The organism is Paracoccus sp. Z118 (genome assembly GCF_019061185.1).
GTDB lineage: Bacteria > Pseudomonadota > Alphaproteobacteria > Rhodobacterales > Rhodobacteraceae > Paracoccus.
This window is the reverse complement of sequence record NZ_JAHQZU010000002.1, coordinates 225,039-245,909: the sequence shown is the minus strand read 5'-3', so window position 1 is coordinate 245,909 and position 20,871 is coordinate 225,039. Positions and strand designations below refer to the sequence as shown.

The window sequence follows — 20,871 nt, the reverse complement described above, 5'->3', positions numbered from 1 at the left end:
GCGTGTCTGCGATGCTGCTTCGTGCGCTCGGATCATGCCCGGAGAAACTGGCCGAGGGCGGCTTTCCGCGCTGCGGCAGCGGTTCCGCGAGGTCTGATCCGGTGGCGCCGGGGCCGCTGCCGTTGCGGCGCCTCGTCCCTGCGGGCAAGCTGTGCAGCCATGAACCGCCAGTCCCGCCACACGCCCCTGCAACTGCGCCTCGTGCGGCCGCTGCCGCTGGCGGTGCGGGCAGACGCCGCGCGGCTGATCGCGGAGGAGTTCGGGCGGGAGATCGCACCTTGGTCGGACCGGCGCACGGCGCTTGTCCTGATCCGGCGCGGACTGCGGCGCGAGCGGATCATCGCCGCGCTGGACGGGCAGGGGCGGCTGGTCGGCCTGACCGGACTGCGCGGCCCGAGGGGCGGGGCGCTCGCGCTGCCGCGCGGCAGGGCCGCGGCGGCACTCGACCGGGTCCTGGGCCTTGCCGCGCCGCGGACGGCGGATCTGGTGCTGGACTGCCTCGTCGTGTCGCCCGGCTGGCGCGGGCGCGGCGTCGCCGCCCTTCTGATCGCCGCCGCCTTGACCGAGGCGGAACGGCGCGGCCATCCGGGCCTGCGGGCCGAGGTCGCGCGCCGCAACGCCCCGGCGTTGGCCGCCTTCCGCCGCGCCGGGTTCGCGCCGCAGCGGGGATGGCCGGGCGGAGCGCGGGTGCTGCGCCTCACCGTCTATCGATAGCGGAGCGCCCTGATGCGCCGAGCGCGTCGCCTGCGGCGGCCGCCGATCCGCGTCAGCCCGCCACTGCCTCGATCGGCAGATCCTGCGCCTCGGCCAGCGTCTCGATCTCGGCCACTGTGGCGGCTGCGAAGAAGGCGGCGGGATCGGCCCCCACCGCCGCGTCGAAGCGGGCGGCGAAATGCGGCTCGAGCGCGGCGACGGCGGCCCAGCCGTCGCTCAACGCGTAGATGCGATAGTTCGGCAGCGCGCCCGACAGGAAGCCCCCATCGACCGACAGCCCGTGGCGCACCGGGGCGTCGAGGGCCTCGGCGGACTGGCGCAGGCCGATGGTGCGGTGCCGTTCGGCCCGGCCGCGGGCCCGCCCCAGCAGCAGCGCCAGCGCGGCGCGGGCGGCATCGCGCGCGCCCGCCAGATCGGCCAACGCCGTGCGCGGCATCGCGGGCGGGGCCAGCAGCCCGGCCCTGAACTGGTAGGTGAGGTTATGGCCGGGGACATCCGGCGCCTCATTGTCGCCCACGATCTCGATCCAGCAGAGATCGGCGTTGATCGCCGCCAGCGCCGGGACGGTTATCCCGAGCCGGGTCAGCCCCGCGCGGCGGTGGCTGGTGATGAGCAGGTCGGCCTCGGCCAGCAGCCCCCGGAACTCGGCGAAGCCGGACTCCGAGCGCAGGTCCAGCTTGCGGACCTCGACGTCTTCGGTCAGCTCGGCATACCAGCCCGGCGCGGCCTCGATCAGCAGATCGCCCGCCGGGCCTTCGATCTTGACGATGCGCATCCCTTCGGCCCGCAGCAGCGCCGCCGCCTCGGGCCCCGGCGCGTTCGCGGCGATGGACACGGCCAGCATGCCGGAAAGCGGGCCGTCCTGGGGTGCCTCGGTCGTCATTGTTCCCTCGCTGTTTTCCGGCGCCTGTCAGGTGCCGCTGCTGAAGATGCCCGAGCTTTGCCCCAGCAGCACGAAGGCCCGGCCCGAGCGGGTTTCGGTCATCGCGCCGAGGAACTCGTCCTCGAGCTCAGGCGCCATGCGGGTCAGCATCCGGTCGAACTGGCGCATGAAGTGATGGGCGGCGTCGCGGAAGATCTCGTCCCCCCGCAGGAGGTTCGTGGCCCGGTCCAGCGCCGCCTCGTCATCGACGCCGGCCAGCGCCGCCATCTGCGGCCCGCGCGCGCCTTCGGCAAAGCCGCGCCACAGCGGCGCGGGGGCGGGGCGGGGGGCGAGGTCGTCCATATAGACGCCGGCCTGCGCCAGCAGCGTGACGACATCCTGCGCGGCGCGGATCAGCCGCATCGTGTCGTGATCGGCCAGCGCCGCGCGCAGGGCGCGGATCGCCTCGACATCGTCGGGGCCGTCGGGAAAGTTCAGCGCCCGCAGCAGGTCGATGGGCGAGATGGCGGCGGGCGGCTCGTCATCCTCCAGCGGCAGTGCGCTCTGGCGGGCATCGGCCTGCGGGCGGGCGGCAGCACCGGGGCGGGCCGGGGCGCGAGAGGTCTGGACGGGCCGGGCGGCGGGCGGCACCTCGCGCGGCCGTCCCACGGGGCTGGCGGCGGCATCCTGCACCCGCGCCAGTTCGGCGCGCAGATCGTCCGCCTCGGCCCGCAGAGCCGCGATGGTGCGGGCAAGGCTCACGGCCATCCAGATCAGGGCCAGCGGCGAGATAAGCCCCGCCGCGCGCAGCAGCCAGCCCGCGCCGCTGGTCCGGCCGGAGCCCTCGGGGCCGAGCAGCCAGAACAGCAGCACGGCCGCGATCCACAGGGCCGCGGCGGCCAGCCCGATCATCACCGGGCGCTCGCCCGAGCCGCCGCCCTCCAGCAGACCGCGCAGGCTGCCGCGAAGCTCACTCATACCGGATCGACAGGATCTCGTAGGCCTTGTCGCCGCCGGGCGTGACCACCTCGACGCTGTCGCCCTCGTCCTTGCCGATCAGGGCGCGGGCCAGCGGCGAGCGGACGTTGAGCAGGCCGCGTTCCAGATCCGCCTCCTGCTCGCCGACCAGCTGGAAGGTCTTTTCCTCCTCGGTGTCCTCGTCCACCACCGTCACCTTGGCGCCGAACTTGACGCTGCCCGACAGCTTGGACACGTCGATCACCTCGGCGCGCGAGATGACCATCTCCAGCTCCTTGATGCGGCCCTCGATGAAGCTCTGCTTTTCGCGCGCGGAATGATATTCTGCGTTTTCCGACAGATCGCCATGCTCGCGCGCTTCCGCGATGGCGCGGATCACGGCCGGACGCTCGACACCCTTGAGGTCGCGCAATTCCTTGTCCAGCAGGTCGAAGCCGGCGCGGGTCATCGGTATCTTTTCCATCGGTCCTCCGGGCGGTGCCCCAAAGCAGCAAATCGAACGCCCCCGGCCATTGGGGCGGGGGGCGTATCATCCTGAAAGCATCGTGGCGCGAACCCGGCGGGCTTGCAAGCTGGCCGGTGGCATTATGCGGCGCACCGCCGCCCGGCGGCAGGGGGCAAAACGCCGCGGAATGATTGTGGACCGGGGGGTGAGCGGCTAGGAAGATTGCGTCAGCACGCCGATGGAGGAGCCAGCCGTGGATCAAGTCGAACGCGAGGCGATGGATTTTGACGTTGTGATCGTGGGCGCGGGGCCGGCCGGCCTGTCGGCGGCGATTCGGCTGAAACAGATCGACCCCGAGCTGAACGTGGTGGTGCTGGAAAAGGGATCGGAGGTCGGCGCCCATATCCTGTCGGGCGCGGTGCTGGACCCCGGCGCGCTGACCGGACTGATCCCCGACTGGAAGGAAAAGGGCGCCCCGATCCGCACCCAGGTCACGAAGGACAGCTTCGTGATGCTGGGCGAGGGCGGCTCGGCCCGCATCCCCAACTGGCCGATGCCCCGGCTGATGTCGAACCACGGCAACTACATCGTCAGCCTTGGCAATGTCTGCCGCTGGCTGGCCGAGCAGGCCGAGGCGATGGGCGTGGAAGTCTTCCCCGGCATGGCGGCCAGCGCTCTGGTGATGGACGGGAACCGCGTCGCGGGCGTCGTCGCCGGCGAGATGGGGCTGAACCACGACGGCACCCCCGGCCCCTCCTACGAGCCAGGGATGGAGCTGCGCGGCAAGTATGTCTTCATCGCCGAAGGGGTGCGCGGCAGCCTTGCCAAGCAGCTGATCCAGAGCCACGACCTGTCGGCCGGGCACGAGCCGCAGAAGTTCGGCATCGGCCTGAAGGAAATCTGGGACATTGATCCCGCCAAGCACAACGAAGGTGCGGTCGTCCACACGATGGGCTGGCCGCTGGGCAAGAACGCGGGCGGCGGGTCGTTCATCTATCACGCGGAAAACAACCAGCTCTACATCGGCTTCGTCGTCCACCTGAATTACGAGAACCCGTATCTGAACCCCTACATGGAGTTTCAGCGCTTCAAGCATCACCCCATGGTCGCCGAGCTGCTGGAGGGCGGCAAGCGCGTGGCCTACGGCGCCCGCGCGATCTCGGAAGGCGGCTGGCAGTCGATCCCAAAACTGACGGTTCCCGGCGCGGTCCTGCTGGGCTGCTCGGCCGGGCTGGTGAACGTGCCGCGGATCAAGGGCAGCCACAACGCGATCCAGTCCGGGATGCACGCCGCCGAGGCCGCCGCCGAGGCGATCGCCGCGGGCCGCGAGGGCGACGAGCTGGTGGAATACGAGGCCGCGCTGCGCTCGGGTCCCATCGCGGCCGACCTCAAGCGGGTGCGCAACGTCAAGCCCGCATGGTCGCGCACCGGCATGATCGGCTCGCTGATGCTGGGCGGGGCGGACATGTGGTTCGGACAGCTTTTCAGGGGCAGCATCCTGGGCACCTGGAAACACGGCAAGACCGACGCCGCCGCGACCGGCAAGGCGAAGAACTTCAAGCCGATCGACTATCCCAAGCCCGACGGCAGGCTGAGCTTCGACCGGCTGACGAACGTGGCGTTTTCCTTCACCAACCACGAGGAAAGCCAGCCTTCGCATCTGAAGCTGAAGGACCCGACGATCCCGATCCGGGTCAACCTGTCCGAATATGCCGAACCCGCGCAGCGCTACTGCCCGGCGGCGGTCTATGAGGTGGTCGAGGACGCCAGCGTTCCCGAGGGCGCGCGCTTCGTCATCAACTTCCAGAACTGTGTCCACTGCAAGACCTGCGACATCAAGGACCCCAGCCAGAACATCGTCTGGACCACCCCCCAGGGTGGCGACGGGCCGAACTATCCGAACATGTGATCGGCGGCGGAAGGCCGGGCACGGCGCGGGACGTTGCCCCGCCCCCGCGGGCCCGCTAGGGTCCGCCGACAGATCGATAGCCCCGAAACCGGCCGGACGCGCGACATGACATCCTTGCACTCACTGGTGCTGGCGGCACTGCTCCTCGCGCCGCTGCCGCTTGCCGCGCAGACTGACGCCTCGCCGGCCGCGATGGGGGCGGAGGCCCCGCCCGCGCCGATGCTGCGCGGCTCGGCTGGTCCCTATCTCGCCGCCCGCGCCGCCGCGATGGAGAACGACTTCGTCGAGGCCGCCCGCTGGTATGCGGAGACGCTGGCGCACGATCCCACCGATCCCGTGCTGCAGGACAGCCTGCTGATCGCGCTCGTCTCGGCGGGGCAGGTGCCCCGCGCGGTCGAGGTGTCGCAGGATCTGACCGAGCAGGGAAACCCGACCCCGCTCGCCGGGGTCGTGCTGCGCGCCGACCTTGCCCGGCAGCAGCGCTGGGATGACCTGCTGGAAATGCTGGGCGAGCCGCAGCCGGACGCGAACGGCCCCGGCGGCGCATTGCTCGACGACATGATCCGCGCATGGGCGCTTCTGGGCGCGGGCCGGGCGGGCGATGCCATCGCGGCCTTCGGGCAACTTGAAACCAGCCCCGGCGCGGCGGCGATGGCGCAGTATCATCTCGGCTTGGCGCTGGCGAGCGTGGGCGACTTCGAGGGCGCGGACGCCGCCATGGCGAAGCCCGGCGCCAGCGCGCATCTGCTGGGAATCATGGCGCGGGTGCAGGTGCTCTCGCAACTCGACCGGAACGGCGAGGCGATCGAACTGATCGACGGGCTCGGCTTCGTCGAAGCCGAACCGCTGCTGCAGGATCAGCGCGCCCGTCTGGAGGCGGGCGAGACGCTGCCCTTCACCGCCATCCGCTCGCCCGCCGACGGGATCGCGCAGGTGTTCCTGACCTTCGCCGGCGCCCTTTCGACGGGTGAGGAGCCGGACCCGCTGGCCCTGATCCACGCGCGGCTGGCCAGCCACATCGCCCCCGATCTGGGCGAGGCGCGGCTGATCTCGGCCCAGCTTCTGCAATCGGTGGGCCAGTTCGACCTGGCGGGGCAGGAGTTCGACGCCCTGCGCGAGTCCGGCGAGGTGCGCCCGGTGGCCGAGCTTGCCCGCATCGACGCCCTCGTCGGGGCCGAGCGGATGACCGACGCCGAAGCCGCCGCCCGTGCGCTGACCGACGCCCGCCCCGACCTCGCCCCGGCCTGGACCGCGCTGGGCGATCTGCTGCGGGCGCAGGACAAATGGGCAGAGGCAGTGGTCGCCTATGACCGCGCCGTCGAGCTGCTGTCGCAGGAGCCCGATTCGCAAGCGCCGTGGTTCGCGCTCTACGCCCGCGGGATCGCGCTGGAACGCTCGCGCCAGTATGAGCGCTCGGACGCCGACATGAGGGCGGCGCTGGAAATGCAGCCCGACCATGCCGCGATCCTGAACTATCTCGGCTATTCCTGGGTGGACCGGAACGTCAACCTCGACGAGGCGCTGGAGCTGATCGAGCGCGCGGTCGAACTTCGCCCGGATGACGGCTACATCCTCGATTCGCTCGGCTGGGCCTATTACCGGCTGGGCCGCTACGACGATGCGGTCGCGCCGATGGAGCGGGCCGTCGCCGTGATGTCCGACGACAGCCTGGTCAACGACCATCTGGGCGACGTCTACTGGATGGCCGGCCGCGAGCGCGAGGCCGACGTCCAGTGGCGGCGGGCCCTGAGCCTCTGGACCGAGGAAGACACCGACACCGACCCGGACCGCATCCGCGCCAAGCTGAATGTCGGGCTTGACGATGTTCTGGCCGCCGAGGAGGCGAACGGCGGCCAACTGCCCGACGGGTTCGGGCTGCCCGAGGAGCCGGCGGAGTCCGACGACGCAGCGGCCGAACCCGAAGACGATGCCGCCGCGCCGGACGACGGCGATCAACCCGCCCCACGGCCGTGATCGCCGAAGCTCCAACGGGGCCCGGATCGGGTTTGCTGCCGGGGCGGGGCACGGGTTTCCGGCCCGGCCGCCCCCGACCGGGGCGAGCCGCCCTGTGACCGCCGCGTCCCACGACGCTGCCCGCAGCGAACCCGCCCCTGCCAAGATCAACCTCGCCCTGCATGTCACAGGCCAACGGGCAGACGGGTATCACCTGCTCGATTCGCTGGTCGTCTTCACCGAACTCGGCGACCGGGTGACGGTCGCGCCCGGTCCGCAGTCGCTGACGGTCACGGGCCCGTTCGCCGCTGATCTGCCGGTGGATGGCGACAACCTCTGCCTGCGGGCCGCCCGCAGCGTCGGTGCGGAGTGTGCGATCACGCTGCACAAGGCGCTGCCTGTGGCCTCGGGGATCGGCGGCGGCTCGGCGGACGCCGCGGCGGTCCTGCGCGCTTTGGGACGCCGCCCGACGCGCCCCGAGGCGCTGGGCGCGGACGTGCCCGTCTGCCTTGCCGGGATTCCCGCGCGGATGCGCGGCGTGGGCGAGGTGATCGACCCGCTGCCCGGCCTGCCTGCGCTGGATCTCGTGCTGGTCAACCCGCGCGTCGCCCTGTCCACGCCCGCCGTGTTCAACGCGCTGGATCGCCGCGACAACCCGCCCATGCCCGAGCCGCCGCATGTCGCGGATGCCGCCGGGCTGACCGAATGGCTGGCCGGCACCCGCAACGATCTCCAGCCCGCCGCGATCCGGCTTGCCCCTGCGGTGGCCGAGGCGCTGTCGGCGCTTGAGGCGGCGGGCGCGCGGCTTGTCCGAATGTCTGGCTCGGGGGCGACCTGCTTCGGTATTTTCGAAGGTGAGACGGCGGCGCAGGCGGCGGCCGCCGCGATCGCCGCCGCGCATCCGGGCTGGTGGGTGGTGGCCACGCGGACCCTACCTTCCCCCGCCGCGCCGCGCTAACCTGTCGCGCGAGAGGCAGAAGGACGAGGGTGCAATGCTGCGGCTGGGCGTGAACATCGATCATGTGGCGACGGTGCGGAATGCCCGCGGCTCGCCTTGGCCCGACCCGCTGCGCGCCGCCCTGCTGGCCGAAGAGGCGGGCGCCGACGGCATCACCGCCCATCTGCGCGAGGATCGCCGCCATATTTCCGATGACGACATCGCCCGGCTGGCCGAGGCGCTGCGCGTGCCGCTGAACTTTGAAATGGCGGCCACCGCCGAGATGCAGGCGATCGCCCTGCGCCACCGCCCGCACGCCGTCTGCATCGTCCCCGAAAAGCGCGAGGAGCGGACGACCGAGGGCGGGCTCGACATCGTGGCGGACGAATCGCGGCTCGCCGACTTCATCGCGCCCCTGCGCGAGGCGGGCAGCCGGGTGTCGCTGTTCATCGGCCACGACCCGCGCCAGATCGACGCCGCCGCCCGGATCGGCGCCGCCGTGGTCGAGCTGCACACCGGCAGCTATTGCGACCTCGACACCGAAGGCCGCCACGCCGCGCGCGACGCCGAACTCGCCGGGCTTGCGGACGGCGCCCGGCTCGCCGCCTCGCTGGGGCTAGAGGTTCACGCCGGCCACGGCCTGACCTTCGACACGGTCGGCCCCATCGCCGCGATCCCCGAACTGGCCGAACTGAACATCGGCCATTTCCTGATCTCGGAATCGATCTTCACCGGCCTCGGCCCCGCGATCCGCGAGATGCGGCGCTGCATGGAACTGGCGCGGCGGGGGACTGGCAGTTGATCCCGCAGGAAGGCCGGCGGTGGTAGGCCTGCGCGGGGCCCGGCGCACGATCAGGCTGGTGCTGCGGACGCTCGGGGGCCTCTGGTCCGTCCTGATGCTGCTACTGATGGCCAGTTCGCTGGCGCTTAGCATTGCCATGACGATGGTTCCGGCAATCTTCGCCGCTGTGTCGGGCGTGGTCGAGTCGGCGACAGGGCTCCGCTCGCTGCATACGCGGCAGGCGGATGAACTCGCCCGGATCGAAAGACGCGCAGCGGCCGAGGCGGCCCAGCGTCGCGCCGCCACAAGTCGCCCCGACAATCTGGCCCGGGAACTTGCCGACAGCCGCGCCGCACAGTTTAAGCTGGCGCGTGAGATGGCGGAAAGTCAGGTCACCTATCGGGGCACCCGCATGGCGGGGCGGGATGCAGTCAAGGACACCGCGGCCCGCGTCTCGCGCCGCACGACGATTGCGACCTCACGGAACCTTGCCAGCATGGCCGGCGAGGCATTGCCCGTCATCGGCGTGGGCGTCATCGTCGCGGCAACCGCATGGGAACTGTCCGACGCCTGCACGTTGATGGGAGAAATGCGCGAGCTTGACGCAGCCTTCAACCCGGAGAACCCGATGACCGACGACGATATCTGCGGGTTGAAGGTGCCGACCCGGGCCGAGTTGTGGGCTAGCATCAGGTCCAGCCCTGGTGCGGCATGGGACGGCGCACGCGAGCTTTATGGCGGACTGCCCAACGTCTCTATGTCGGCGACCTATACCGCTACCATCGGCTACCTGGCCGGTCTGGTGGATTGGGTTTTCGGTGTTGATCCCGAAGCAGCGGCCGCCCCATGATCCTCGGCATCGGCACAGACCTCTGCAACATCGACCGCATCGCCGGCGTGCTGGAGCGGTTCGGCGACCGTTTCCGCAACCGGGTCTTCACCGAGGACGAGCTTGCCCGCGCCGCCCGCCGCGCCAACGAGGCGGCGACGCTCGCCAAGCGATGGGCGGCGAAGGAGGCGTGCAGCAAGGCGCTGGGAACGGGCCTCGCCATGGGAATCGCGTGGCGCGACATGGCGGTCAGCAATCTGGGCAGCGGGCAGCCGCAGATGCACCTGTCCGGCTGGGCGGCCGAGCGGATGGCGGCGATGACCCCGCCGGGGCACAGCGCGGTCGTGCATGTGACGCTGACCGACGACCACCCCTGGGCGCAGGCCTTCGTCGTGATCGCGGCGGTGCCACTGGCGGCCGCCAGCTGAGCCCGGCCGCTCAGACCTGATAGCCGCGCACCAGCGCGGCGGCGATCAGGCCCCAGCCGTCCACGACGACAAAGAACGCCAGCTTGAACGGCAGCGCCACAATCGCCGGCGGCACCATCATCATCCCCATCGACATCAGCACCGCCGAGACCACCAGGTCGATGATCAGGAATGGCAGCGCGACGAGGAAGCCGATCTCGAACGCGCGCTGGATCTCCGACAGCATGAAGGACGGCACCAGCACGGACAGCGCCGGTTCGGCCGCAGGCTCTGGCGGCGCGGGTGCGACCTCGACCAGCGCGGCGAGGGTGTCGGGATTCGTGCGGGCGGACATGAAGGCGCGGAACGGCTCGATCCCGCGCTCGAACGCCTCGGGGAGCGAGATCACGCCCTGCTGCAACGGCGCGCCGGCAACGGTCCACGCCTCGCGCAGCACCGGGTCCATGACGAACCAGGTCAGAAACAGCGCGAGGCTGACGATCAGCATGTTGGGCGGCGACTGCTGAAGCCCGATCGACTGGCGCAGGATCGACAGCACCGTGACCACGAAGGGAAAGCAGGTGATCATGATGGCGAAGCCGGGCGCCAGCGCCAGGATCGTCAATCCGAGGAAGATCAGGACCGCATTGTCGCCAAGCCCGCCAGCGGCCGACTGGGCGATCTGGTCCAGCCCCTGCGCCCCCGCCGCCTGCGGCAGCAGCAGGGCGACGGCGAGGGCGGCGGCGACCGGCGGGCGTATCATGCCTCGCCCGCGGACAGGATGCGGACGGAAAGCCGCCCCTCGCTGCCGGCGTCGTCCACCAGCTCGCCGCGGGCGATGACCTTGTCGCCGATGCAGATCTCCACCCCGTCCGAGATGTCCTGATCCAGCGCCAGCACGTCGCCGGGGCGCAGGCGCGACAGTTCGGCGACCGTCAGCCGCGTGCGGCCCAACCGGATTTCGATCTCGACCTGGATATGGTCGGTGGCGATCAGCGAGGCGATGTCGGTCATTGCGGTGCTCCGTCAAGGATTTCCATCAGCAGCGCGCGGAACGATTCCGCCAGCGCCGCCCGGTCGAAGGTGATGCGCCCGCCCGCGACGGCCAGTTCGACCGTCCCCTCCGGCCCGGTGGGGTCGAGCTCAAACGTGGCGTCCGGCAGATCGCTCAGGCATTGCTGCAGCGTGGCGCTCTGGTCAGGCCCGCAGCACAGCCGGGCAGCGAGCGGCGTCGCGGTGTCCGCGAGCCGCTGCAGTTCCTGGCGCAACGCGGCTTCCAGCCGGCACTGGGCAAGGATCGGCAGCGCCCCGTCGGCGAAGGCCAGCAGCATCGGCGCGAGCGCGGCGATGACCTCGGCCTGAACGGCCGCGCGCCGGTCCGCGGCCTCGCGGATGGTCGCCGCCAATGCAGAAAGCCGGCTGATGATCTCCGCCAACTGCGCATCATGGGCCTGCGCCGCCCCGGCCGATGCGCCCCGCTCGTGCGCGGCGTCGAGGTCGGCCTGGGTGAACATGGCTTCGGGCAGCGGCAGCGGCTGGTCGAAGGATTGCAGCCTGAGAATCGCGGCGGCCATCACGCCTTCTCCTTCTCGTCGATCCAGCCCGAGAGGATCCGCAGGCTGTCCTGCTGGCGCTCGCGCATCAGCTCGCGCAGACGGGCAACCGGATCGGCGGCGGGCAAGGACGGGAACTCGTATTCAGGTTCGGCCATCGACAGCGCCGCGAGCGCGGGGATCTCGGGCAGATCGGGTGCGGGCAGGGCCGGGCCCGAGCCGTCCAGCAGCGGGGCCGCCGCGCCCTGGGCGCGGGCGCGCAGCACGGGGCGCAGGACAAGGGCGGCGATGAGCAGCGCGAACAGCCCGATCAGCGCGAGCCGGATCAGCCCGTTCGGCTCCAGCCGGTCCACCAGCCCGCCGCGCCGGGCCAGCGTTCCATCCTCCCCCAACGCCGCAAAAGGCAGCGACTTGACCGTGACCACGTCGCCCCGGCCCTCGTCGAAGCCGACCGCCGAGGCGACGAGTTCCCGCAGCGTCTCGATCTCGGCCTCCGGGCGCGGGACCAGCGTCACCTCGCCCCCGGCGACGGTCTGGGGCACGCCGTTGACCAGAACGGCGACGGTCAGGCGGCGGGTCGCGCCGGGCTGGCTGACGACCTCGCGGGTGATCCGGCTGACTTCGTAGTTCGAGCGCTGCCGGGTTTCCGAGCTGTTGGCGCGGCTCTGGTCGTCCTGATCGCCGGTTCCTTCCGGCAGGTTCGACGAAGCCGTCACAGGGCCGCCTGACTGGTTCGTGGACTGGTCCGTCGTCTCCTCGCTTTCCTGCGAGATCAGCGCCCGCTGGGTCGGGTCAAATCGCTGCTCGGTGAGCTGCTCGGCTTCGGTCTGCAGCGCGATGTTCAGCTCCACGATGGCGTTGCCGGGGCCGACATGGGATTCGAGCAACCGCTCGACGTTGCGCTTGAGTTCGGCCTCGCGGTCGGCACCAGCCATCTCGTCGCCGCTGGAAACCACGCCCCGCGCGCTGTCGATCACGGTGACACGCTCCGGCGTCATGCCCGGCACGCCCGAGGCGATCAGGAATCGCAGCGCCTGCGCCTGCGTGCGGTCCACCGCCGCGCCGCTGGTCGTGAGCGTGACCGATGCGGTGCCCGCCGCCTCGCGCCGGTAGCCGCGCCCGGTCGGAACGGCGAGATGGACCCGCGCCGCCTTGACATTCGGCAGCGCGAGGATCGTGCGTGCCAGCTCGCCCTCCTTCGCGCGCCAGTAGGCGGCGTCGAACATCTGCGAGGTGGTGCCGAAGCCGGACATGCCGTCGAGGATCTCGTATCCCGCGCCGCCCGCGCTCGGCAGGCCCAGCCCCGCCAGCGTCATCCGCAGCTGGTCCCGTTGGCCGGCATCCACCCAGATCGAATCGCCCCGCACCTGATAGGCGACGCCGGATTTTTCCACCTCGGCCATGATCGAGCCCGACTGCGCCCCGTCCAGCCCGCCGTAAAGCAGCGCCATCTCGGTCCTGTTCGAGGCGAAGGCGAAGGCGGCCACGGCGAGGAAGGTCAGCGCGAAGGCGGCAATCAGCGTCATCCGCTGCTGCCCGCTGCGCGCGTTCCAGTAGTCCTGCAGCTTCTGCATGCAACCGCTCCCGAATCCGATTCCCGTGAAAGCGTCATGGCACGGCGGCGATTAAGAATGCGTTAGCCCCGCCCTGCTAATGATCCCCCTGCAGGACGGAGAATCACGATGGCCGACATCACCGCAGACACTCTCGCCGCGCCGCGCAGGCCGCTGCTGAAGCGGCTGATCCCGGTGCTGCTGCCGGTCATCGCGCTGGCGGCGGGCTTCGGCACCACATGGACGGGGCTGTGGTCACCCGCGTCGCTGCTTCACGGCGCGCCCGAGCCGCCGGCGGTTGCCGCGCCCGAGGTCGCCTTCCTCGACGTGCCGCGGATCGTCCTGACCCTGCCGGGGGCCGGCGGGCGCAGCTTGGTGCTGACCGCGCTGCTCGATGTCGATCCGGCGCATCTGGGCAACGCGAAGCTGCTGGTGCCGCGCGTGACCGACGCCTTCACCGGCTTCCTGTCGGAAATCGATCCCGCCGCTTTTGACCGCCGCGGCATCCTTGAAATCATCCGCGCCGAACTCGCCACACGCGCCCGCTTCGTGCTGGGCGAGGATGCGGTGCGCGACCTGCTCATCACGGAGTTCCGAATCCAATGACGCTGCCCCTGATGCTGCAACTTGCGCTGTGCGTGTCGGCGGGGGGGCTGGCGGCGTTCTGCCTGCTGCTCTCGCGCCGGCTGCGTCGGCTCAATGATCTGGAAACCGGGCTCGGCGGCGCGATCGCCGTGATGACCGCCGAGATCGGCCGGCTGGAAGCCGGGATGGCGGCCGCCAGAGCCGAGGCGACCGCCGCCACGCGCGAGCTTGCGGCCGAGATCGAGCGGGCCAAGGCCGAGCGCGCCTATTGGGCGCTTCAGCGCAGCATGGTCGCGGACACCGCCCCGCGCCGCCCGCGCCTGCGCCGCCGGGAAGCGGCCGATGCGTAGGGGCCTTCTGATGACCGCCGCACTGGCGCTCGGCACCGTCGCGGCGCTGCAGGCCGCGCAGCTTGCGGACCCCGGCAGCCGGATGCTCGCCTTCGCCGCGACGCCGGCGCTCATGGAAGGCTGCGGCGACGTGCCCGAAGCGGTGGCGCTGGCCGAGACGCTGCGCCTGCGCGGCATCGCGGTGGATCGCGGGATCGAGGCGCTGGACCAGCGCGAGGCAGAGATCGCCGCCGCCGAGGAGCGGCTGACGGCCCGCCTGACCGAACTTCGCGCCGCGAAACAGGCGCTGGACGACACGCGCACCGCCCGCGCCACGGGCGCGGATGAGGGGATCGCCCGGCTGATCGCCGTCTATGACGTGATGAAGCCGGCCGAGGCGGCCGAGGTGCTAGGGGCGCTGCCCCCCGATTTCGGGGCCGAGATCCTCGCCCGCGTCCAGCCCGAGGTCGGCGCACGCATCATCGCCGCGCTGGAGCCCTCGCAGGCGGCGATCCTGACCGCCCGCATGGGCGCCCCCCGCAGCATGAAGGACTGACCCATGTTCGGCATCATCGGCATCGTCCTGACCGTCGCGATGGTCTTCGGCGGCTACATCCTCGCCGGCGGCAAGATGAGCGTCATCATGCACTCGCTGCCGTTCGAGCTGATGATGATCGGCGGCGCGGCGGTCGGCGCCTATCTGCTGTCGAACAGTTCGGCGGTGCTGCGGCACACGCTCGGCGGGCTGATTCGCGCCTTCAAGGGGCCGAAATGGCACGATGCCGATCACCAGCAGGTGCTGTGCCTGCTGTTCCAGCTGCTGCGGCTGGCCCGCTCGAACCCGGTCGAGCTGGAGGAGCATATCGAGACGCCGGAAACCTCGGCCATCTTCCAGGCCTATCCGCAGATCCTCGCCGACGAGCAGGCGGTCAGGCTGATCACCGACACCATGCGCTCGGCCAGCCTCAACTATGACGACCCCTATCAGGTCGAGGACATGCTGGCCCGCCGCATCTCGCTGATGAAGGACGAAGCGATGCATGTCCCGCACGCGCTGCAGAACATGGCCGACGCGCTGCCGGCGCTGGGGATCGTGGCGGCGGTGCTGGGGATCATCAAGACGATGGGCTCGATCGACCAGCCGCCCGAGGTGCTGGGCGGGATGATCGGCGGGGCGCTGGTCGGCACGTTCCTGGGCGTGTTCCTCGCCTATGGGTTCGTGGCGCCGCTGGCGCAGCGGCTGGGCGAGGTGACCAAGCAGGATCTGGCGTTCTACGAGGTCATCAAGTCCGTCCTCGTGGCATCGACACCCGCCCGCGCATGGGCGACATCCTCGACACCGACGAGATCAGCGTCGAGATCGGCCCCGACCTCATCGCCAGCGCGCTGGACGGCGCGCGGGGCCTTGGCCCCCGCATCAACAACCTGCGCCTGCACATCGCCCGCAGCCTCGGCGTGATCCTGCCGGAGGTGCGGATCACCGATGCGCTGTCGCTGGATGGCGGCGATTACGTCATCCGCATCCACGGCGTCGTCCGCGCGCGCGGCAACCTCCGCCCCGGCCAGATCCTCGCGCTGGGGGACGCCGAGACGCTGGCCGCGTTGACCGGCGATCCGACGCGCGAGCCGGTCTATGACAGCCCCGCCTGCTGGATCCCGCCCGCCGATCAGGACGGCGCCGCCATCGCAGGGGCGACGGTCGTCACCCCGATGGAGGTGCTGTCCACCCACCTGATGGAAACCGTCAAGGCCAACCTGCCGGCGCTGTTCACCCTGTCCGCCATGCAGCGGCTGATCCAGGAGCTGCGCGGGCTCAGCGACGAGGGACGGGCCCAGACCTATCAGCGGCTCTTCGACAGCATGATCCCCGACAAGGTGGCGCCCGACCTGCTGCTGGCGGTGCTGCGGCTGCTGCTGGCCGAGCGGGTGTCGATCCGCAACCTGCCGCTGATCGTCGAGGCGGTCTATGAATCCCGCAGCGCCGAACCCGAGCTTGCCTGCGACGTGGTCCGCCGCCGCCTGCGCGGCCAGATCACCGAACAGCTGGCAGACGCCGAAGGCCGGCTGGACGTGATCCAGCTGCATCCGGGGTGGGAGGCCGAGTTCGTCCGCGCCGAGGCCGAGGCGGGACGCCAACCGGGCGCGCTCAGCCAGCCGCTGATCCAGTCGATGACGGCGCAGCTGAAACGCACCGCCGCGACGCTTGCGGCGGGGGCGCAGCCGGCGCTGATCGTTCCCGACCACCGCCGCCGCGCCGTCCGGGCCATGGCGGCGGCGGCGGGGATCGGCTGGCCGGTCCTCGGCATCGACGAGGTGGACCCCGCCGCCCGGATGCGGCTGCTGGGCACGGTCGAGACATGACCTTCACCGCGTCGGCGCTGCTGCCGCTGATCCTCGTCTATGCGCGGGTGCAGGCCTGCCTGCTGGCGCTGCCGGGCTTCGGGGAACAGCCGCTGCCGGTCCGGGTGCGGGTGGCGCTGGCATTCGCGCTGACGCCGCTGCTGGCCGGAACCACCGCCGCGCCGGATGCCGCGACGCCGGGCGCGCTTGGTCTGCTGGTCGCGGCCGAGATCGTGACGGGCGCCGCGCTGGGGCTGATGGTGCGGCTGATCGCGATGGCGCTCGACATCGGGGCGACGGCGATCGCGCAGACCGCCTCGCTGTCGCAGATACTCGGCGTCTCGAACGAGATGGCGCCGCATCCGATCGGCAACCTGCTGCATCTCGCCGGGCTTGCCGTGCTGATGGCGCTGGGGCTGCCGATCATGGTCTGCGACCTTCTGTCGGACAGCCTGCGGCTGCGCCCGGCGGGCGGCTGGCCCGACATTCAGGGGCTGCTTCCCGCCATCGTGGAGCTGGTCCGCAGCAGCTTCAGCCTCGCGCTGGTGATCGCCGCGCCCTTCGTGCTGGGCGGCTTCCTGTTCCAGGCGCTGTCGGGGGTGATCGCGCGGGTGATGCCGGCGCTGCCGGTGGTCTTCATCGCCGCGCCGGCGGCGATCCTGCTGGCGCTGGTCGCGCTGACCGTCATGTCGCCCGCGATCCTGCGGATCTGGGCCGACGCGGTGCTGTCGGTGCCGCTTCCCGTGCTGCCGTAGGGGCGCCGGATGAGCGAGGACAAGGAGGACCGCCAGCACGACCCGTCCGAGCAGAAGCTGCGCCGGGCGCGCGAAAAGGGCGACATCCCCCGCTCGCCGGAGACATCGACCGCGCTGTCCTGGCTGGGCAGCGTGCTTGCCCTGACGATGGTCGCGGCGGCCGCGCTCGGCGGCTGGTCGGCGATGGCCGCGCGGTTGCTGGGGGCGGAGGCATGGCCCGTGGCGCCCGCCTCGGCCTTCGACATCGCCACCGCGCTGGGGCGGCGCAGCGGCGTCATCGTGCTGGCGCTGCTGACTGCGCCCGCTGCGCTGGTGCTGCTGGGGCTGGTGGTGCAGCGCGGCTTCGTCTTCACGCCCTCGAAGCTGTCGCCCGACCTGAACCGTATCAACCCGCTGAAGAACGCGGGCCAGAAGTTCGGCCGGCAGGGGCTGATGACCTTCGCCCTGTCGCTCGCGAAAGCCGCGCTTGTCGCGGCGGGGGGCTGGCTGCTGTTCCGCAGCCTCATGGGCCGGCTCGGCAGCGCGGCCTTTCTGGCGGAGGATCAGTGGACCGCCGCGCTTGCGCTGCTGATGCGGCAAGTGCTGTTGCTGGCGCTGGCCATCGCGGTCGTCTTCGCCGGGATCGACCTGTTCTGGAAACGGCTGGAGTTCCTGCGCCGCAACCGCATGACCCGCAAGGAGGTGCAGGACGAGCACAAGGAAAGCGAGGGCGACCCGCATCTGAAGCAGGCCCGCAGGCAACGGGCGGTGGATATCGCACTGGGAACAATGCTGGCGGATGTCGAAAAGGCCGACGTGGTGATCGTGAACCCCACCCATTACGCCGTGGCGCTGGAATGGAAGCGGGGCAGCGGGCGGGCGCCGGTCTGCCTGGCCAAGGGCGTGGACGAGGTCGCGGCCCGCATCTGCGAACGCGCCCGCGCCCATGACGTGCCGATCTGGTCCGACCCGCCCTGCGCCCGCGCCCTGCACGCGACGGTCAAGCTGGGCGAGGAAATCCCCCATGCCCAGTTCGGCCCCGTCGCCGCCGCGATCCGCTTTGCCGAGGCCATGCGGGTGCGCGCGCGGCAGGGCTGGGGGGCCGGGCAGGGCGGAGGAGCGGCATGACCGAAGCGAAGCTCCGCGCCCTCGCGCATGTGGCGCAGTTGAAATCCGACCTGGAGCTGCGCCGGTTCGCGGCCTTCCGCGCCCATGTCGTCGCCGTCGAATCCCGTGTCGGCGCGATCCGCGGCGAGCTGGGGGAGCTTTGCGCCGCCGCCGCGCCGGACTCGCTGCCGGACTTGCGGGCGATGGCGGCGATCGCCGGCCGCAATGCCGACTCCCTGCTGCGGGCCGAGGCGGAGCTGTCGCGCCTCGCCCCCGGTTTCGCGGCTGCCCGCGCGAAGGCCGCGCGGGAATTCGGCCGTGCGCGGGTGCTGGCGCAATTGACCGACGAGGCCGCGGCCGAACGCCGTGAGCGCAAGTCGTGAGCGCCTGCGCGTTACGCCGGCCGGCGCCGCTGGCCTGTCAACCCGGCGCAGGCCGCACGGCGCCCGTCAAGAGAGGTCGCGGTATCGGCGGTCAGGCGGCTGCGGCGGAAGCCGCCGTCCTCAAAGCCCGAGCGAATGATAGCTTTCCGCGATCCGCCGGATCGATACCATGAACGCCGCCGTCCGCAGGTCCGGCACCCGGCTGTCGTTGTGCAGTTGCGCGAACATCTGCTGGAACGCCCCCCGCATCGTGTCGTCGAGGCCCGAGCGGACCAGCTCCAGCTCGCTCGCGCCCGTCAGGTAACGCTGCTTGAACCCCTCCGACAGCGTCCAGCCGAGGCCGGTGTCGGCCGACAGCCGCTGCAGCTCCTCGACCAGCAGGCGGTGGCGGTCTTCCTCCTGCCGCCGTTCCAGCCGCCCGAAGGTGATATGGCCGAGGTTCTTGACCCATTCGAAATAGCTGACCGTCACCCCGCCCGCGTTGGCATACATGTCGGGCACGATCACCACGCCCCGCTTGCGCAGGATCGCGTCGGCGCCGGCGGTGGTGGGGCCGTTCGCCGCCTCCAGTATCAGCCGCGCCTTGATGCGGCCGGCGTTCTCCTCGTTGATGACGGCCTCCATCGCCGCTGGGATCAGGACGTCGCAATCGAGTTCCAGCGCCTGGGCCGAATCCGGCTCGAACGTGCCGCCGGGGAAGCCCTTCACGCCGCCGTTCTTGCGCAGATACTCGCGCAGGTCGTCGATGTTCAGCCCGTCCGGGTTCATCACCGCGCCGTCGCGTTCGGCCACCGCGATGATCCGCGCCCCGTCCTCGGAGGACAGGAAGGACGCGGCATGGTAGCCCACGTTGCCAAGGCCCTGAACGACGATCCGCTGTCCTTCGAGCGAGCCTTCCAGCCCGGCCCGCGCCAGCAGCTCGGGCGTGCGGAACACCTCGCGCAGCGCGTATTGCACGCCGCGGCCCGTGGCCTCGACCCGGCCCGAGATCCCGCCCATGCCGATCGGCTTGCCGGTCACGCAGGCGCGGGCGTCGATATCCTCGGGGTGGAGCCGCTTGTAGGCGTCGGCCATCCACGCCATCTCGCGCTCGCTTGTGCCCATGTCGGGCGCCGGGACGTTCTGGCTGGGTGAGATCAGCCGCCGCCGGGACAATTCATAGGTGAAGCGGCGGGTGATCTGCTCCAGTTCGGCCGCATCCCAGTCGCGCGGGTCCAGCCGCAGCCCGCCTTTCGATCCGCCGAAGGGCAATTCGACCAGCGCGCATTTGTAGGTCATCAGCGCCGCCAGCGCCTCGACCTCGTCCTGGTTGACGCTGGGGGCGTAGCGGATGCCGCCCTTGACCGGCTCGTGATGCTCGGAATGGACCGAGCGGTAGCCGGTGAAGGTGTGGATCTGCCCCCGCAGCCGCACCCCGAACCGCACCGTATAGGTCGAGTTGCAGACCCGGATCTTCTCGGCCAGCCCCGGCGGCAGGTCCATCAGGGCGACCGCCTCGGCGAACATGGCATCGACGGAATCGCGGAACGAGGCTTGGTGCGGGAACGGGCGGTTCATGGCGGATCCTTGCAGGGTGGTTTCGGATGGGCGCAGGCTGACACGGAATCCCCTGCCGATAAAGCGCGCAGGGAGGCGCTTTTGGGCGGAATCGGGAATGTTCAAGAGGATGGCGCGCAAACTTGAACGGCGCGGTCGGGTGCCGGGTTCTCAACCCATGCAGGATTGCGCTATGCTGCGGGAACCACACGCATCTTCCGCGACAACGACCAACGACAAACGAATGGACAACATGATCCGCAAAATGTTCGCCCTGGCCCTGGTGGCCGCGCCCCTCGCCGCCTGCGCCCCCGCCCCCGCCGCGGTCGAACCGCTTCCCGTGATGGAGGTGCCGGCAGTCACCGGCGTGTCCGGCCTGCAGGAACGCCAGCCTGACGGTTGCCACGCGGGCACCTACGTCTCGGCCTTGGGCCAGCCGGGCAGCGTCATCCGCACGCTCGGCATCACCCGCGACTATCGCGTGGTCGAGCATCGCGGGATCGAGCCCCAGGAATACGACCCGCTGCGGATCGTCTTCCGCCTCGACCAGATGGGCAACATCCAGAACATCGATTGCGGCTGAGGAGGCGCATGACAATGACGACCCGCTTTTTCCTGGCACTGCCGCTGCTGGCCCTGACCGCCTGCGTCGAGCCGGTTCCCGTTGTGGACGAACCTGACACCGACGCCTGCAAGGCCTCCAGCTATCAGGGCCTCGTCGGCCAGCCCCGGACCGTGCTGGACACGATGCTGCTGCCGGCCGGCACGCGCATCATCGGACCGGGCGACGCGGTCACGATGGATTACCGCATCGAGCGTCTGAACGTCGAGATCGGAACCGACAGCCGCATCGCGAAGGTCGCCTGCTACTGATGCGGGGCTGAAAACGGGGGGGGGGCCGGTCCGCGGCCCCTTGCCCATTGAACGGCGGGGGGC

25 protein-coding genes are annotated in these 20,871 nt (G+C 70.9%); 17 read left to right on the top strand and 8 right to left on the bottom strand.

What is annotated here, in order from left to right; all coding sequences use genetic code 11:
• The first annotated feature begins 159 nt into the window (after window positions 1-159).
• Complete coding sequence (locus KTN05_RS02785; RefSeq protein WP_217327841.1) at window positions 160-714, top strand: GNAT family N-acetyltransferase; 555 nt, start codon at window positions 160-162, stop codon at window positions 712-714.
• 52 nt (window positions 715-766) lie between these two features.
• Here the strand turns inward: KTN05_RS02785 and KTN05_RS02780 are convergent, their stop codons facing one another.
• Genes KTN05_RS02780 through greA form a run of 3 tightly spaced genes read right to left on the bottom strand, consistent with a single transcriptional unit; the run spans window position 767 to window position 3,017 of the window.
• Window positions 767-1,597: a CoA transferase gene (locus KTN05_RS02780; RefSeq protein WP_217327840.1), complete on the bottom strand. Its 831-nt coding sequence runs from the start codon at window positions 1,595-1,597 to the stop codon at window positions 767-769.
• Window positions 1,598-1,624: 27 nt separating this feature from the next.
• Entirely contained in the window at window positions 1,625-2,554 is a 930-nt protein-coding gene (locus KTN05_RS02775; protein ID WP_217327839.1) for a hypothetical protein, read from the bottom strand.
• Entirely contained in the window at window positions 2,547-3,017 is a 471-nt protein-coding gene (greA, locus tag KTN05_RS02770; RefSeq protein ID WP_217327838.1) for a transcription elongation factor GreA, read from the bottom strand. Before greA ends, KTN05_RS02775 begins: the two co-directional genes overlap by 8 nt.
• Window positions 3,018-3,252: 235 nt before the next feature.
• On the opposite strand from greA, the gene KTN05_RS02765 reads away from it, so the two are divergent.
• The 6 genes from KTN05_RS02765 to acpS all read left to right on the top strand — a co-directional run bounded on the left by KTN05_RS02765 (window position 3,253) and on the right by acpS (window position 9,836).
• Complete coding sequence (locus KTN05_RS02765) at window positions 3,253-4,908, top strand: electron transfer flavoprotein-ubiquinone oxidoreductase (protein ID WP_217327837.1); 1,656 nt, start codon at window positions 3,253-3,255, stop codon at window positions 4,906-4,908.
• 105 nt (window positions 4,909-5,013) lie between these two features.
• A complete protein-coding gene (locus KTN05_RS02760; protein WP_217327836.1) occupies window positions 5,014-6,882 on the top strand; it encodes a tetratricopeptide repeat protein in 1,869 nt (622 codons plus the stop codon).
• A gap of 94 nt (window positions 6,883-6,976) precedes the next feature.
• On the top strand, window positions 6,977-7,819 hold the full coding sequence (locus tag KTN05_RS02755; protein ID WP_371823255.1) for a 4-(cytidine 5'-diphospho)-2-C-methyl-D-erythritol kinase: 843 nt from the start codon (window positions 6,977-6,979) through the stop codon (window positions 7,817-7,819).
• Between the two features lie 34 nt (window positions 7,820-7,853).
• Complete coding sequence (locus tag KTN05_RS02750) at window positions 7,854-8,600, top strand: pyridoxine 5'-phosphate synthase (protein ID WP_217327834.1); 747 nt, start codon at window positions 7,854-7,856, stop codon at window positions 8,598-8,600.
• Between the two features lie 19 nt (window positions 8,601-8,619).
• Entirely contained in the window at window positions 8,620-9,429 is an 810-nt protein-coding gene (locus tag KTN05_RS02745) for a hypothetical protein (protein ID WP_217327833.1), read from the top strand.
• Window positions 9,426-9,836, top strand: a complete 411-nt coding sequence (gene acpS / locus KTN05_RS02740) for a holo-ACP synthase (RefSeq protein ID WP_217327832.1) — start codon at window positions 9,426-9,428, stop codon at window positions 9,834-9,836. The genes KTN05_RS02745 and acpS overlap by 4 nt, the downstream gene beginning before the upstream one ends.
• A gap of 10 nt (window positions 9,837-9,846) precedes the next feature.
• On the opposite strand, the gene fliP is transcribed toward acpS, so the two are convergent.
• The 4 genes from fliP to fliF are packed head-to-tail and all read right to left on the bottom strand — an operon-like array spanning window position 9,847 to window position 12,942.
• Complete coding sequence (gene fliP, locus KTN05_RS02735; protein WP_217327831.1) at window positions 9,847-10,578, bottom strand: flagellar type III secretion system pore protein FliP; 732 nt, start codon at window positions 10,576-10,578, stop codon at window positions 9,847-9,849.
• Window positions 10,575-10,829 carry a FliM/FliN family flagellar motor C-terminal domain-containing protein gene (locus KTN05_RS02730; protein ID WP_217327830.1) on the bottom strand — a complete coding sequence of 85 codons (255 nt, stop codon included), beginning with the start codon at window positions 10,827-10,829 and terminating at the stop codon, window positions 10,575-10,577. Before KTN05_RS02730 ends, fliP begins: the two co-directional genes overlap by 4 nt.
• On the bottom strand, window positions 10,826-11,389 hold the full coding sequence (locus KTN05_RS02725) for a hypothetical protein (protein WP_217327829.1): 564 nt from the start codon (window positions 11,387-11,389) through the stop codon (window positions 10,826-10,828). Before KTN05_RS02725 ends, KTN05_RS02730 begins: the two co-directional genes overlap by 4 nt.
• On the bottom strand, window positions 11,389-12,942 hold the full coding sequence (gene fliF, locus KTN05_RS02720) for a flagellar basal-body MS-ring/collar protein FliF (protein WP_217327828.1): 1,554 nt from the start codon (window positions 12,940-12,942) through the stop codon (window positions 11,389-11,391). The genes KTN05_RS02725 and fliF overlap by 1 nt, the downstream gene beginning before the upstream one ends.
• Window positions 12,943-13,050: 108 nt before the next feature.
• Between fliF and KTN05_RS02715 the strand changes: the two genes are divergently transcribed.
• Genes KTN05_RS02715 through KTN05_RS02680 form a run of 8 tightly spaced genes read left to right on the top strand, consistent with a single transcriptional unit; the run spans window position 13,051 to window position 18,399 of the window.
• The gene (locus KTN05_RS02715; protein WP_217327827.1) at window positions 13,051-13,527 is read left to right on the top strand and encodes a flagellar basal body-associated FliL family protein; all 477 of its coding nucleotides are present in this window, start codon (window positions 13,051-13,053) and stop codon (window positions 13,525-13,527) included.
• Window positions 13,524-13,856, top strand: coding sequence for a hypothetical protein (locus KTN05_RS02710; protein WP_217327826.1), 333 nt, complete (start codon window positions 13,524-13,526; stop codon window positions 13,854-13,856). The genes KTN05_RS02715 and KTN05_RS02710 overlap by 4 nt, the downstream gene beginning before the upstream one ends.
• A 10-nt stretch (window positions 13,857-13,866) precedes the next feature.
• Window positions 13,867-14,391 carry a MotE family protein gene (locus KTN05_RS02705; protein WP_254367923.1) on the top strand — a complete coding sequence of 175 codons (525 nt, stop codon included), beginning with the start codon at window positions 13,867-13,869 and terminating at the stop codon, window positions 14,389-14,391.
• Window positions 14,392-14,394: 3 nt separating this feature from the next.
• Complete coding sequence (gene motA / locus KTN05_RS02700) at window positions 14,395-15,294, top strand: flagellar motor stator protein MotA (protein WP_254367922.1); 900 nt, start codon at window positions 14,395-14,397, stop codon at window positions 15,292-15,294.
• Window positions 15,183-16,196, top strand: a complete 1,014-nt coding sequence (locus KTN05_RS02695) for an FHIPEP family type III secretion protein (protein WP_371823260.1) — start codon at window positions 15,183-15,185, stop codon at window positions 16,194-16,196. Before motA ends, KTN05_RS02695 begins: the two co-directional genes overlap by 112 nt.
• Window positions 16,193-16,930 (top strand): flagellar biosynthetic protein FliR, encoded by a 738-nt coding sequence (locus tag KTN05_RS02690; RefSeq protein WP_217327823.1) that lies wholly within the window; start codon window positions 16,193-16,195, stop codon window positions 16,928-16,930. The genes KTN05_RS02695 and KTN05_RS02690 overlap by 4 nt, the downstream gene beginning before the upstream one ends.
• A 9-nt stretch (window positions 16,931-16,939) precedes the next feature.
• Window positions 16,940-18,037 (top strand): flagellar type III secretion system protein FlhB, encoded by a 1,098-nt coding sequence (gene flhB / locus KTN05_RS02685; protein WP_217327822.1) that lies wholly within the window; start codon window positions 16,940-16,942, stop codon window positions 18,035-18,037.
• Window positions 18,034-18,399 carry a hypothetical protein gene (locus KTN05_RS02680; RefSeq protein WP_217327821.1) on the top strand — a complete coding sequence of 122 codons (366 nt, stop codon included), beginning with the start codon at window positions 18,034-18,036 and terminating at the stop codon, window positions 18,397-18,399. The genes flhB and KTN05_RS02680 overlap by 4 nt, the downstream gene beginning before the upstream one ends.
• A gap of 120 nt (window positions 18,400-18,519) precedes the next feature.
• Here KTN05_RS02680 and KTN05_RS02675 read toward each other — a convergent pair whose 3' ends face one another.
• Entirely contained in the window at window positions 18,520-19,956 is a 1,437-nt protein-coding gene (locus KTN05_RS02675; RefSeq protein ID WP_254367921.1) for a Glu/Leu/Phe/Val dehydrogenase, read from the bottom strand.
• A 232-nt stretch (window positions 19,957-20,188) separates the two neighbouring features.
• Between KTN05_RS02675 and KTN05_RS02670 the strand changes: the two genes are divergently transcribed.
• Window positions 20,189-20,518 carry a hypothetical protein gene (locus tag KTN05_RS02670; RefSeq protein WP_217327820.1) on the top strand — a complete coding sequence of 110 codons (330 nt, stop codon included), beginning with the start codon at window positions 20,189-20,191 and terminating at the stop codon, window positions 20,516-20,518.
• Between the two features lie 8 nt (window positions 20,519-20,526).
• Window positions 20,527-20,808 (top strand): I78 family peptidase inhibitor, encoded by a 282-nt coding sequence (locus tag KTN05_RS02665; RefSeq protein WP_217327819.1) that lies wholly within the window; start codon window positions 20,527-20,529, stop codon window positions 20,806-20,808.
• Window positions 20,809-20,871: the final 63 nt, after the last annotated feature.

Bases quoted from the DNA above. Each gene is read 5' to 3' on its own strand.
- KTN05_RS02785 (WP_217327841.1), top strand. From the start codon at position 160: ATGAACCGCCAGTCCCGCCACACGCCCCTGCAACTGCGCCTCGTGCGG.
- KTN05_RS02780 (WP_217327840.1), bottom strand. From the start codon at position 1,597: ATGACGACCGAGGCACCCCAGGACGGCCCGCTTTCCGGCATGCTGGCC.
- KTN05_RS02775 (WP_217327839.1), bottom strand. From the start codon at position 2,554: ATGAGTGAGCTTCGCGGCAGCCTGCGCGGTCTGCTGGAGGGCGGCGGC.
- greA (WP_217327838.1), bottom strand. From the start codon at position 3,017: ATGGAAAAGATACCGATGACCCGCGCCGGCTTCGACCTGCTGGACAAG.
- KTN05_RS02760 (WP_217327836.1), top strand. From the start codon at position 5,014: ATGACATCCTTGCACTCACTGGTGCTGGCGGCACTGCTCCTCGCGCCG.
- KTN05_RS02750 (WP_217327834.1), top strand. From the start codon at position 7,854: ATGCTGCGGCTGGGCGTGAACATCGATCATGTGGCGACGGTGCGGAAT.
- acpS (WP_217327832.1), top strand. From the start codon at position 9,426: ATGATCCTCGGCATCGGCACAGACCTCTGCAACATCGACCGCATCGCC.
- fliP (WP_217327831.1), bottom strand. From the start codon at position 10,578: ATGATACGCCCGCCGGTCGCCGCCGCCCTCGCCGTCGCCCTGCTGCTG.
- KTN05_RS02730 (WP_217327830.1), bottom strand. From the start codon at position 10,829: ATGACCGACATCGCCTCGCTGATCGCCACCGACCATATCCAGGTCGAG.
- KTN05_RS02725 (WP_217327829.1), bottom strand. From the start codon at position 11,389: ATGGCCGCCGCGATTCTCAGGCTGCAATCCTTCGACCAGCCGCTGCCG.
- fliF (WP_217327828.1), bottom strand. From the start codon at position 12,942: ATGCAGAAGCTGCAGGACTACTGGAACGCGCGCAGCGGGCAGCAGCGG.
- KTN05_RS02715 (WP_217327827.1), top strand. From the start codon at position 13,051: ATGGCCGACATCACCGCAGACACTCTCGCCGCGCCGCGCAGGCCGCTG.
- KTN05_RS02710 (WP_217327826.1), top strand. From the start codon at position 13,524: ATGACGCTGCCCCTGATGCTGCAACTTGCGCTGTGCGTGTCGGCGGGG.
- KTN05_RS02705 (WP_254367923.1), top strand. From the start codon at position 13,867: ATGACCGCCGCACTGGCGCTCGGCACCGTCGCGGCGCTGCAGGCCGCG.
- motA (WP_254367922.1), top strand. From the start codon at position 14,395: ATGTTCGGCATCATCGGCATCGTCCTGACCGTCGCGATGGTCTTCGGC.
- KTN05_RS02690 (WP_217327823.1), top strand. From the start codon at position 16,193: ATGACCTTCACCGCGTCGGCGCTGCTGCCGCTGATCCTCGTCTATGCG.
- flhB (WP_217327822.1), top strand. From the start codon at position 16,940: ATGAGCGAGGACAAGGAGGACCGCCAGCACGACCCGTCCGAGCAGAAG.
- KTN05_RS02680 (WP_217327821.1), top strand. From the start codon at position 18,034: ATGACCGAAGCGAAGCTCCGCGCCCTCGCGCATGTGGCGCAGTTGAAA.
- KTN05_RS02675 (WP_254367921.1), bottom strand. From the start codon at position 19,956: ATGAACCGCCCGTTCCCGCACCAAGCCTCGTTCCGCGATTCCGTCGAT.
- KTN05_RS02670 (WP_217327820.1), top strand. From the start codon at position 20,189: ATGATCCGCAAAATGTTCGCCCTGGCCCTGGTGGCCGCGCCCCTCGCC.
- KTN05_RS02665 (WP_217327819.1), top strand. From the start codon at position 20,527: ATGACAATGACGACCCGCTTTTTCCTGGCACTGCCGCTGCTGGCCCTG.